General features: G+C 49.5%; 10 protein-coding genes. 2 read left to right on the plus strand and 8 right to left on the minus strand.

What is annotated here, in order from left to right; genetic code table 11:
- The first annotated feature begins 33 nt into the window (after positions 1–33).
- Positions 34–579, plus strand: a complete 546-nt coding sequence (locus tag GUA98_RS04790; protein WP_095288380.1) for a TetR/AcrR family transcriptional regulator — start codon at positions 34–36, stop codon at positions 577–579.
- 74 nt (positions 580–653) lie between these two features.
- On the plus strand, positions 654–1769 hold the full coding sequence (locus GUA98_RS04795; RefSeq protein WP_193722252.1) for an MFS transporter: 1116 nt from the start codon (positions 654–656) through the stop codon (positions 1767–1769).
- Positions 1770–2109: 340 nt separating this feature from the next.
- Here GUA98_RS04795 and GUA98_RS04800 read toward each other — a convergent pair whose 3' ends face one another.
- The 8 genes from GUA98_RS04800 to GUA98_RS04835 all read right to left on the minus strand — a co-directional run bounded on the left by GUA98_RS04800 (position 2110) and on the right by GUA98_RS04835 (position 12732).
- The gene (locus tag GUA98_RS04800; RefSeq protein WP_193722179.1) at positions 2110–3999 is read right to left on the minus strand and encodes a hypothetical protein; all 1890 of its coding nucleotides are present in this window, start codon (positions 3997–3999) and stop codon (positions 2110–2112) included.
- Positions 4000–4235: 236 nt separating this feature from the next.
- A complete protein-coding gene (locus GUA98_RS04805; protein ID WP_193722180.1) occupies positions 4236–5753 on the minus strand; it encodes a sulfatase in 1518 nt (505 codons plus the stop codon).
- A gap of 29 nt (positions 5754–5782) precedes the next feature.
- The gene (locus GUA98_RS04810) at positions 5783–8188 is read right to left on the minus strand and encodes an AraC family transcriptional regulator (RefSeq protein WP_193722181.1); all 2406 of its coding nucleotides are present in this window, start codon (positions 8186–8188) and stop codon (positions 5783–5785) included.
- Between the two features lie 43 nt (positions 8189–8231).
- Positions 8232–9104, minus strand: a complete 873-nt coding sequence (locus tag GUA98_RS04815; protein ID WP_193722182.1) for a carbohydrate ABC transporter permease — start codon at positions 9102–9104, stop codon at positions 8232–8234.
- 56 nt (positions 9105–9160) lie between these two features.
- A complete protein-coding gene (locus GUA98_RS04820) occupies positions 9161–10132 on the minus strand; it encodes an ABC transporter permease (RefSeq protein ID WP_193722183.1) in 972 nt (323 codons plus the stop codon).
- Positions 10133–10156: 24 nt separating this feature from the next.
- Positions 10157–11755 (minus strand): extracellular solute-binding protein, encoded by a 1599-nt coding sequence (locus GUA98_RS04825; protein ID WP_193722184.1) that lies wholly within the window; start codon positions 11753–11755, stop codon positions 10157–10159.
- 178 nt (positions 11756–11933) lie between these two features.
- On the minus strand, positions 11934–12116 hold the full coding sequence (locus GUA98_RS04830; RefSeq protein WP_193722185.1) for a hypothetical protein: 183 nt from the start codon (positions 12114–12116) through the stop codon (positions 11934–11936).
- Positions 12117–12213: 97 nt separating this feature from the next.
- Entirely contained in the window at positions 12214–12732 is a 519-nt protein-coding gene (locus GUA98_RS04835) for a GrpB family protein (protein WP_193722186.1), read from the minus strand.
- Positions 12733–12840 lie beyond the last annotated feature (108 nt).

Here is a 12840-nt window from a genome sequence, read left to right on the forward strand (position 1 = left end):
TTCTATCTGATCCTAAAGGGAGAGATTGCAGCTATGAGCAGCAAAAAGGAAATGCTGTTGAACGTGGCAGAAAATTTATTCTATCATCATGGATTTCACTCCATTGGCCTGAAGCGGATTATCACGGATGCAGATATTGCCATCATGACCTTATATAATCACTTTGATTCCAAGGATGACCTCATCGTGGAGGTTCTTCTTCGTAGAGAACAGCGATATCTGGAACAGCTGAGACAATATGCCGATAACAAGGCACAGCCCCTGTTTCTGAATTTAGCTGAGGGGCATGCTCGCTGGCTGATGGAGCACGAGTCCCGAGGTTGTATGTTCTTGCGTGCCAAGGAAGAGTTTGGCGGCGATCCGGAACATGTGATTGTTCAAGCCGTGCATGCGCACAAAAAACATGTGATGACCCTGATAAAAAAATTGGATGCGTCCATTACGGATCGGGATATGATCCGATTTTCCCTACTCTTGGAGGGCTCCACCGCGCTCGCAGAGACTCAAGATGTAAGTATTGTCTGCCGGGAGCTGCTTGACATGACTCGAAACAGTTTCAAGTTGTCCCACACCGGGTGAGTTATAGTTCAACTCACTTTTTTTATTTCAGCAGAAATATAATGATCGTTCTATCTAAAAAGGCGGTGGATATGTTGAAACGAATTATTTTTCCCGGGATCGCACTTATTTCGGTATGTTATGCGTTCGGGAGATTCAGTTATGGTCTGTTTATGCCGGAAATTTCGCAAACGCTGCAGTTGAATGATACCCAGTCAGGTGCAATCAATTCAGCTACTTACATTGCCTATTGTCTCTCTTTGATCATTGCACCTTTAATTATTAATCGCATCGGTCACTACCCGGTTATTCATATGGCAGGCATAAGCGCCATACTTGGTTTACTTGGCATCGCCCTTTCTCCAAATGCCTTGGTCCTAACCATAGCCGTATTTCTCGCGGGACTGAGCACAGGCCTGGCTTCTCCTGCCTTGGGTAACACCGTCTATGCGGAACTTCAGCCGGAGCAGCAGGCCCGTGGTAACAGCTGGATTAACACGGGAACGGGCTTCGGCATTATCGTTTCCGGCCCAATTTATCTATTGTTCAGTGAATACTGGCGCTGGTCCTATATTTTTTTCGCCGTTCTTGGTGTTTTGGTTCTGCTGTGGAACAGACGCGCTCTATCGCCACGCAAAACCGAACCTTGCACCAAATCACTCTGGGCATGCATGAAACCCACCAGACCTGGTGTAGCTCTGCTTATGGCTTCCCTATTGACAGGCTTCAGTTCTGCGATCTATTGGACGTTCGCGCGAAGCTTCCTGACGGACGAAAAAGGGGCCTCCGATTCGGAAGCCGTATTGTTCTGGATTGTGATGGGGGTTTTGGGGATTTTGGGCGGTTGTGCCGGGCGAATTATTGAACGAATCGGTATCGGGCGTTCCTATCATGTTGGTATTCTGCTGCTCGCCATTTCCCTCGGTGTTATTATTCTGCCATCCATGACTGCCAGTCTGACGTCTGCCGTTTTGTTCGGAAGCACCTACATCTTCCTGACCAGCGTGTTTATTGTGTGGGCAACCAGACTATTTCGTCCAAATACGTCGATCGGGATCAGTCTTGCCTTTCTTGCACTGGGTGCAGGACAGTTCTTCGGCTCTTCCATTGCGGGTTACACGATTGATGCATTCTCCAATACGACAGCATTTATCGCGTTTGCCATACTGGGACTGTTTGGATTGCTGATTCGGGTCAAAGTAGAAGATTGACGTCTATGCAGCTATACGGTCAACACATCCACTGGGCACATCGGAAACCGATGTGCCCAGTGGATGTATCTGGTGTTTTGGCATGGGTAGGAACCATCTGTTAATACGTGGACGCCGTATCCATCACACACTGTGATGTGATGTAATCTGATTGAATCTGATTGTGATGATGGATCAGCAGATGGCACATCAAGCTCACTGAAAGCTTTATTTTTCATTGCAGCTGATGATGTCATTTTCCCTTCTATTGATCACCTCTGCTTGCAGCACGGCAGCAGGATGATATGCTTTGGCGAAGCTGATCACGCAGCTGAAACATCTCCTTCCGCAGGATTATGGCCTAGTCCCTATTGTACACAGCAGGGCGAATATTCGGATACGGAGGTTCTGACATGCCATCGCCCAGATAATAATCTGTCAGGAGGGATTGCATATATCCTTTTACAGCCAGGCCATTGCGATATGCCGGATTATGCGGCAGCGTGTAGATGCGGACATCCGACGGTATCGTTGTTGTATACAGACGCAGTTCCTTAAAGTCATTTGTTTCATATAGAACCTCTTCTCTCCAGTCTCCAAGCAGATCACCATACAGGACAGGTGCATTTCTGGAATTCACACGAACATCATCCGCGGTAAACAGACGTGTCGCTTCATTCTGCTCCCAGTCCCACTTTTCCACAAAATTTTTGTCCAGCAGTTCACCGAGCACGTCCCCGTCCCACCAAATTCTGAAATTGGTCGAAGGCTGGACCGAACTGATCACTTCGCCGTCCACGTTGTAGATGCTGCCTGAGCTCGACCACATCTCAAGCCCGCTGTGCCGGGGATCAATATCGGCCAGTGTCCCCCGTGCCACGTCCTGCGGAGATTCTCCTGTGCGAATAATCTCGCCCGTTGCAGCATCGGCATAAAACCAAGGAAATTGATTAACGTTCCCGTTCTCGGCCTGCTGGATACCGAATTGTTCCAACCCCGGCCGATTCGGATCGATATCTGTGATATGGAACCGATCACCATGGACTACACCAGGTAGACTATATAACGTTTCCCCGTTATCATCGAGTGCCCAGCCGCCAAATGAAACCTCGTCTTTCCCATCCTCATCGAGATCTAATATGCGAATCTGATGGAAAAACTCGCCGTCCGCTCCAGTGTGTCTCCAACGCTCATTCAATGCTCCACCTGCATAGTCGTAAGCTGACGTCACATACTGAAAATTGCGGCTGAGTGCACGATTCTTAAGTGCTGTAATCAGGCTGGGATGCTCCCCGTCCAGGTAGGCAATGCCGAAGTGGCCGCTGAGCGGACCATCGGCTGCATAATCATTGGTGATGGTTGTGCGTGCTGCCTCTATACCGGTCAGTCCATCCACAACAGACACATATTGCGCACGCTCGGCTGAAGCAGGGATAATCTTGCCATCGGCAAAGGTCACACCTTCAAAGGTACGCAGCAGCACTTCGGCCTTCCCGTCACTATCGAGGTCAAACACGGTAATATTGTCGTTATCCCGCCACCCCCCAAGTCCTGCAACCCCGAATTCGCTGACGGAAGCAGGCGGTGCGTTATAGGTATCAATGGTTGTCACACTGTAGGGACCGAGATCAATCCGCCAGAGAAAACCTTCCGTCGGGCTGTACGCCTCCACATATTTGTTGCCCCCGTTGACAGGGATTCGGGTCACCACAAATTCGTATTCTCCATCACCATCCAGATCACCTGGCCAGCCATGCTGCACAAAATAATCGGATGGATTGGACGTTATGTCTTGCAATGGAATACGGAAGTAATCTCGAATCTCAGGGTCGGCTGCAAGCTCCACTTCGGCAATTTCCCCCTGCAAAGTCCCACTCACGTAAGATTTCACAATATACGTATGACTCTGGGTTACATCCACATTCTCATCTGTGTAGTTCGTTCCTTGGGCAAGCGGCTGATCATTCAGCTTGATCTCCTCGGACCCTGTACGGCGATAAATATCAAATGTAACCTGCTGTGGTTCGGTACCCAGCAGACGCCAGCTAAGATATACCTTGTTATCACCCAGATATACGGCAGTAAGCCCTCTTCCCAGATCTTCAACCAGGCGCGGCGCAGACCCTCCTGCAGCATGTGCTCGAAGTATACTGCCTTCCGGTGAAGTTATACCAGACAACACTATCAATCCGCCCAAAAGCCAGGTTAACCATACTTTATTTTTTCTTACTGCAGTCGTTATAGATTTCATCAACGGTTTCCCTCCATTATTTGGATTAACCTAACACTATGCATATCAAAAAAGGCAAAGCCTGTTATCTCCGCCCCATGAACCAGTCGGTGAGATCGACTGATCTGGTTTAGTGATAATCAACTTTGCCTCCGGCTGCCCGGTCAACAGCTATTTCTATCCAACCTGTTCTTACGTGGACAATGGTATGAGTTTTCATTAGGAAATGTCAGTGAGTATTAGAGCAGCGATTGCTCTCACGACTCTAACGGCTTGGTTCCTCCCCGATCGTAGAAAAACGGGCCCTTCGCCCAGCTAACCGCCAGATGCATCAGCAGCTCCGTCTTCAACTGCTCCCTGATGCTGGCATGCCGCTGTTCCTCATACAGATTCGTCCATTCATGCGGATCAGCAGTCAGATGATACAATTCGCCTCTGGTTTCATGCACTCGGGAAGCAGACTCCGCGACAGAACCTTCAATGTACAGAATAAGTTTCCACTCTGCTGTCCGCCACATATAGGCTGGCGCTGAATGGAGCGCGGTTACACCTTTGCCATGAAACTCGCAAAATGTTCCGCAGTGCCGGAGATTGCCCAGTAAATCCACCCCGGGTAACATCGGATTGGCGTCAAGTCCGGCTGCACGCGTTAACGTCGGTACCAGGTCCACCAGCTCCGCGGGCCTCCGGTCCATTGTTCCCCGCTTGTCAGGCGGAATATAGGTACCCGCCAGGATGAGCGGCACTCTTACGCTGCTGTCATACAGATTATATTTGGTGAAGCGATACTGCCTTTCCCCCAGCATTTCTCCATGATCCGATACAAATACAATCAGTGCATGGTCCAGCCTTCCCCGTTTCTTCAGCTTCTCAAGAGCTTGTCCAAAATAATGGTCTAGCCAGGAGCAATTCGCCCAATACCTTAGTGTGGTCCTTCGCCGCTCTTCCGGACTTCGCTTCTCCCACACACTCTTCTTGTCGAGGTACGCAGCACGACTATTGCTGTTCAGCTCATCCGAAGCTGCCAGATGTGTTGAAGCTTCCTCTTCCCATGGCGGCTGAGGAATGTCCGGAATATCTTCCAGTTTGTAGAGTTCTTCAAACTCCCGAGGTACATTAAATCCGGCATGCGGCTTCAGGAAGGACAGATAAAAAAACAACGGCCTCTCCGGATCTATTCCCTCATCCAAAAACTGCAGTGCTTGCTCGGCTACCCATCCGTCTCGATGCTGATTCATGGGAATCTGGCTCGTAAGACCCGTGTAGCCGTTAACGTTTTCCTCTCCACCGCCAAAGTCCTTCGTCTCCTGATGGTATGCTTCAAGCGCTTCAGGATGAGAATCCCCCATCATGGTAGCCCCTTGCTCGTAATGACCGCTCTGCCGGGAGAGACCGATGGACCTCACTTCGAACCCGCGCGTAGAAGGTTCATCCACGCCATCGCCATGATTCCAATGGGTTTTCCCGAATCCGGCAGTTTGATAACCTGCACGCTGCATTAATGCTGGCAGGGGCTCGGACGGTAGTTTGTCTTCCTCAAAGAGACCGCCGTAATTCGTGCGAACTCCAAGCTGTGATGGATAATATCCCATCATCATCGAACTACGGCTTGGTACACACATGGGGGATTGGCATACCGCTTCACGGAACGTAATCCCTTCGGAAGCAAGTCGGTCCAGATTCGGCGTGTGAATATGCTCGTTAAATGTTCCAATGCAGTCCCATCGCTGTTGATCCGTCATTAGAAAAATAATGTCGGGTTTGGTCTGTGACACGTTACATTCCACTCTCCTTCGTCGGAAGATTAGACAGAGCAGTTGCCCCGAGTATGCTCACTCTGCTTACGAACGTCCTCCCGGTATCGACTGGGTGTCGTTCCCTCGCTTTTCTTGAACAATCGGTTAAAATAACTGGGCTGATATCCAACCTGCTCTGCAATTTCATTGATTTTGACGTCTGTGGATTCGAGCAGTACCTTTGCCCGACCTAGTCTCACCTCTGTCAGATAGTCCACAAAGTTCTGTCCGAATGCCTGCTTGAATGCCCGGCTTAACGTGTAGGAGTGGATTCCGTGAATGTCTGCGAGTTCATCCAGCGATAACGCTTCCGCATATTGTTGTTCGGCATGCTCCTTGATCTGATGTACAGCCATCTGTATCTGCTTCTCCTCCTTGCCAGTGAATTCCTCCACACATACATGCACGATTCGTTCCTTGAACCATGAGAATAACTCATCCAGGTCACGCAGCTGCAGCACCTCTTCATACACCGCCAAACCGAATAGTTGTACCGGATCTTCGCCTAACTGCCACAGGGTGTGCTGGATCCGGGCGAGCAGTTGAAAAACAGCCTGTCTGGCCTGATTCTCTGCCGCTTCTACATGGGCGTAGCTGCCAATGAACAATCGGAAGCGCTCCATGGCTGTTCCCTGATCGCCGTTACGTAAGGCCGAGATGATGTCCTGTTCCAATTCAAGCGGATACGTTCCCTGTTCCTTCCGATCTTGTTCTGCCTTTTCATTCATATCGATGATGCCTGCACCTGAAGAAAACTGCCTTTGCCTCAAAACCGCTCTCGACTCTCTGACCAGCTGCGGTATATGAGAGGCATCGGATGTGACCTTGCTGATCGAGATCGTCATACGTACATCCAATTCGGACTGCACGATCTCCAGCCATCGCTGCCCTATTTCAATGAGTTGTTCCCGGGATGCAGGAGCCCCCGGTTGGTCATCTGGCGAGATGGCGATCAGCAGAGCGATCGACATGTCGTGATAGTTGAGTATTTCTGTGGGGTAAGGGAAATCTTCGAGCTGTGTTCCCAAAATCTCGGCTGCCGCCAAGCTGATCCATTCTGGTGATTCACTCCGATTGAGGTAGCCGCCCTCTTGAAGGGTAACTGGACCCGGACGTATATGAGCCAGCATAATCATGAACTGCTCGTCGTGGAGATTCCATCCCACTTGGGACAGACGTTCCCGCCATTCATGGTCACTGGGTAACAGCAAATGACCTAGCGTCAGCTGGATCAGCAGACTCTCCCTCGCGAGTGGCAGATGTTCCTCCAGCCGCCGCTGGAGGGATTCACGTTCCCGATTCACGCCAATCCAGTGCTGTTCGATATGCTTGATTTCATCCAGCTGCACGGCCGAGCTAGATGCTGCTGCTCCATTTGGCCATGAAGTCCGAGCAGGAACAGCAGCCTCTTCGTCCACACCGTTTGCAGTAAATATTCGCAGCAATCTCGTGAATGGCTTGTAGAGCTGTAGCGAACCAATCCAAGACAGGAGCAGTGCCAGTAACAATCCACCTCCGTTAATGAGTAGAACGATTCGGGGTACTGACACAATCGGAGCTACAATTTCATTCAACGGAGCCGCAGATACGTAAGTCCAATCCGTACCCAATCTGCGAAAAGTGCCGGACTGAATCGAATAGGTCATACCCTCGTGTTCCATCAGGAAGGAGCTGGGCTTCTCTTCAAGCTTGAGCACATGTTCACGGACAGCTTGCTGTAATTCACCCAGATTTTGATCCTGAGGAAGCAAAGGTACTCCCTTTTCATTCAGCAAAAAGGTCGTCCCGCCCTCATACGGAGACAAGGTCTGCAGCATGCTGGTAAGCTGTTTGTTATCCAAAGTAATGGTTAACGCACCCAGAGCATCATCACTTCCACTCGGAAGCCGGTTCACCATCATCATGGAGGCGCCATCCATGGAACGGGACCAATAGGTGGCCCGCGGCTGTTCAGTCAGGCTGTGGTACACCTCAATTTCTTTAGGGTCGCTCATAAAATCATACCGCTCCGAATCCATCTTCACCGCTCTGGGTTCTTCCAGATACAGTTGAACCTTGCCAATCAGCGTATTGGAATTCTGAATCATCAGCAGCAATCGATAAAGCTCATGAACCTGCTTGTACTTGTAGACAAAATCGAGATCCTTCAAACGGTTATCGAACACCGGATCGAAGGCCCATTGTGAGAAAGTCAGTTCAAGCGCATCCAATTGTTCGCCGACCCAAGCGGTGCGTTGTTCAAATTGCCGCAAATGCGTTTGCTGCAAAATATGCTCCATTTTGACCGTAATCCATCCATAAAGGAGCACTCCCGTAATAACCCCCGGAATGCAGGCGATCAGCAGAATCATCATCAGACTGCGCCTGAAATAACGCCCTTTGGGCATATTATCTCGTGTACGCTTGAACAACATCTCTCTGTACCTCCTTTCCGGGAATCCCCGCCTGAATGCAGATTTATCCTTTCACTGAGCCAACCATAGCTCCTTTTGCAAAATGCTTCTGAATAAACGGGTATACCACCACCACTGGCAGAATGGCTATAATGATGGCAGCCATCTTCAACATCTCTGTCGGTGGTGTCTCTACCTGCTGTCCAGGTGCGACCAGATCAATATTGGACGCGTTCAACAGCATGTTTTGCAGCAGCACCTGAATCGGCCACTTCGCAGAATCATTCAAATACAAAAGTGCCGCGAAAAATTGGTTCCAGTATCCTACCGCAAAGAACAAGCCAAATGCCGCAAGTGCAGGCATCGACAAGGGGAGTACAATCGTGTACCAGGTCCGGATCGCACTGCAACCATCGATGGAGGCCGCTTCACTGATCTCCGCAGGCAGGCTGTCGAAGAAATTTTTCATGAGCAGCACCGTCCAGCCATTGGCAAGCGCAGGCAGAATTAATGCCCAGATGTTATTGATAAGCCTGAGCTCCCGGACCAGCAAGTAGTTCGGAATAATTCCCGGACTGAACAAAATGGTCAGTACGATCAGGAACATCAGTACTTTTCGGAAATAAAACCTCTTCTGGGACAAGGCATAGGCCAGGGAAGAGGATACGGCCAGACTGCACACAGTACCTACAGTTGCTAGAAAGGCACTGTTCCCCAGCGAGCGTGCGAAGGCAGGCGTGGACAGCAGATAGGTATAAGCATCCGCAGACCAGCGCTGCGGGAAGAGTACGATTTTCTTTAGCAGATACTCTCCCGGATCGGTGAACGAAACGACAAAAACATAGTACAGCGGAAAAAACATCGCCACCGCCAGCAGCCCAAGAACGATTGCATTCAGAGACTGACCAATCCTCTCACTCCATTTCAAACGATGCATCTCAAGACCTCCTTCCTCCCACTAGTTCTTATAGACACGGACCGGAATCACAGGCACTAATAGACCCCTTCTTGACCCATGCGCTTCACCAAACGATTTGCAATCACGACGAGCACCAGTCCAACCACTGATTTGAATAATCCAACCGCCGTACTGTAGCTGAAGTCTCCCTGCTCAATTCCTGTACGATATACATAAGTGTCAAACACTTCAGCCACTTCTGATACCGCACCGTTGTACATCAGGAAGATCTGTTCAAATCCTACCTCCATGATGTCCCCCAGTCTTAAAATGAGAAGCACGACGATGACACTCCGGATGGCAGGAAGCGTAATGTGCCAGATCTGACGGAGCCGTCCCGCCCCATCCATTCGTGCTGCCTCATACAGCTGGGTATCCACACTTGCCATGGCAGCGAGAAAAACGATCGTTCCCCAGCCGGCTTCCTTCCACATCGCCTGTAAGGTGACCATGATCCAGAAGCTGTCCGGGTTCGTCAGAAAGTCCACCCTCGGCCAGCCCCATAAGGCAAACAGCTCGTTGATTAGTCCCGTCCCCTTGGCGAACAGCAGGAGCGTCAGTCCCGCAATGATGACCCAGGAGAGGAAATGCGGCATATAGATCACCGTCTGAATCAATCGCTTGTACGTCATGTTACGCAGCTCATTGAGCCCCAGCGAGATCAGAATCGGGAATGGAAAAAACAAGATCAGATTCAGCAGGCTGATTGCCAGTGTATTTCGAAACAGCAAGGCAAAGTCTGGATTGGCAAACAAGGTGGTAAAGTGCTGTAGCCCAACCCACTCACTGCCCAGAATTCCTCGGAAGGGGGAATAGTCCTGGAACGCAATGACGATGCCCCACATCGGGATATATTTGAAAATGAGAAAGAACAGGATCCCCGGTAGAGCAAGCAAATATAATGATCGATCGCGCCGCAGCGCGGAGAGCCATTTCGTGCGTCTGTTTCTTTTGGATGAAGTCTGCCTTCCCTTGTGTGTGCTAAAGTGCTGCTCGGTTACGCTCATGGGCTGCAGCTCCTTCCCTCAGATTCATTGTCCGTTTCTTTTCTTGTAAGCCTCCGTCATCTCATCACTCATGGCCTGGACATTTGGATCATTCCGCAACGATTCCACAAAGGTATCCCATGCTTCAATGGGCTCCCGGCCCAGAATGATTTTGGCCTTGAGATCCTGTATTTTCTTGTTTAATTCGGGCAGAATCTTCTGTCCAGTCTCCGATTGAAGACCCGCAGACAGATCGGCTACACTCGTTTTGTCTCGTTCGGCCTCCACTTTTTTGAATAGTTCATTCGCCTGGGTCTCTTCTTCTGTCTCACCCGTGGTATCCCAGGGAAGATCAATAACGTTAACGATATGATTAAAATCCGAGGCGTTGTCCGCCGTTAATTTCTCGGTACTTGCTACTTTTTTGCCATCGACCACTTCATAATGGGTACCTTCAATCCCAAACTGCTGAATTTCAAACACTTCCGGGTTCATCCAGGTATCGACGAGTTGGAGAATTCGTTTCATCTTCTCTTCCGGTACACTTGCAGGAATCGCCAGAATGCCGTTGTAACCCGAGCCTTTTGGGTTGTAGCCATTCAGATTGGTCAGAGGGTAGAAGTCCGTGTACTTAAAGGAAGGATCGACTTTCTTCAGATCATCGGCATAGATTTTGCGCATCGTGCCTGTCTTGTCCACAATAATGCCTGCCTGATTGCGCTTGAACAATTCCCTTGCCTGTGTCAGCTTCAGCGACAGAAGATCCTCGGGCATCATGCCGCTGCTGTAGGCTTTCGTCAGATATTGAAGGGATTCCCTGACCTCGGGAAGCAGCTCCCTGTATACCAGTTTCCCCTCGGTTTCATCCCACTTCCAACTGCTGTTGCTTCCGATAAAAGAGTTCTCAATGGCACCCAGTACCGGGCCGAGATTGCCATTCCAACCGAGATCATCCGGACTGACATAAGCAGCAAGCGCTGTGGTATCCGGTTGTCCGTTGCCATCAGGATCCTGTTCCACGAATGCCTTCATAACATCGAATAATTCATCTGTTGTCTCAGGCACCTGCAGGTTTAATTTGTCGAGCCAGTCCTTCCGGATAATGAAAAAGGAATCTCCCGTCACCGGCCTAGGGCGTGGTATGCCATAATTGTTGCCGTCTGCTGCCTTGGTTGTTTCCCAGGCAATATCGGGAATGCCCTTGCTCAGGTTCGGATATTCCTGGATATATGGCGTGATATCCCAGAACGCTCCTTGCTTGACCATCTTGGTAAAGGTGCTTCCAAACGGATCGTTAATCATGATGAGATCAGGAATATCGCCAGAAGCAAGCGTCAAGTTCAGCTTGTCGCTGTAAATATTGTTCGAAACCCACTGAATACTCATCTTGGAGTTCGTCGCTTTTTCGATCGCCCGTTTGATTACATTGTCATCAGCTGCAGGAACCGCACTGGGGGTAATGGTCATGATGCTAACCTCCAGTGGATCATTCGCATTGCCGCTGCTGCCGCTACTTTTACTCGTTTGCCCCGCTTCTTGACTTCCGCATGCACTAAGCACGACAGACATGACCAACACAACGGATATAATCCAGTTCAATTTACGGGTATTACGTTTCCCCACATTTAGCATAGGCTTTCCCATCCTCCTTAGTCTCTTAAACCTATCGTATTAATCGGATTAACGATTAAAAAAGGGGCTTTGACTGACCCTGGAATGAGGTTGTTCCTGGTCACCTCAAAGCTTTCACTCACTATAACGAACACCCGTATTTCCTGCAATTGCACTTTTTTGCACCGATATTCAAGTCAGTAAGTAGACCTTAAATGCCGTGGTACGGTTGGATGATCAGCTCATCCCACACCTGAACTTCAATATAACGTTCCGGGCCCCTTTCACCATTCCGATTCCATTCCTGAGGCCACCCATAGAACTGAACGACCTGCAGAATTTCATCTTTGGTGTACTCCTGCTTACGATACGGCTTATCATCTGAATAACGCATGGTTGGGAAGAGGTCTGATATGCGTTCAGGTCTGTCATACAGATCACGCCTTTGTCAGCGATATACATACACACTCTTCTATTAAAACTGGCGTTATTTATGCCTCGTGCAGTCTGGCCTTCTGGATGACGGATTGAATAAAAGAAGCCTTAGCTGCGGTGTATCCCACACGGTCATGTCTGAACTGCTGTTCCAGCTTTTTCTTCAACGCGTAGTACTCTTGCATAACCTCCAAGTCTCTTCTGAGAACATCGCGAAACAGCAAGTTATCCGTCCATTCCAGGCTCCTATACTTGTAGACGTGGAGATGATGCGTACCTGCTCTCCATTGTCCTTTTCGAAAAAACAAACGTTCCGGGAAATCCGACTTGGGTACATAATCGTACCCCAGTTCTCCCAGTACTTCTATATGTATTGCCTTCACATCGTTCAACTCATGTACTCCTGCCATCATATCGATTAATGGTTTCGCCCCAAGTCCCGGCACAGACGTACTCCCAATATGTTCAAAATCCACGCAGATTTCTGCCAGCACTTTCATGATGTTATTGCGTTCTACGTGATATTCCTCAACCCATCTTGGGTCATATTCGGATACGACCACTTCTTCTCTCATAGCGATTTAGACCTTTCTGTCCCTTACATTTATTAGTCATAGTGTACATCATGTGAACATTGATGGAAATAACTGTTGTACATCATTTCGGTTTAGCAGCCATGGTTT

Source organism: Paenibacillus sp. P13VS (assembly GCF_015143645.1).
GTDB classification, from domain to species: domain Bacteria; phylum Bacillota; class Bacilli; order Paenibacillales; family Paenibacillaceae; genus Paenibacillus; species Paenibacillus xylanilyticus_A.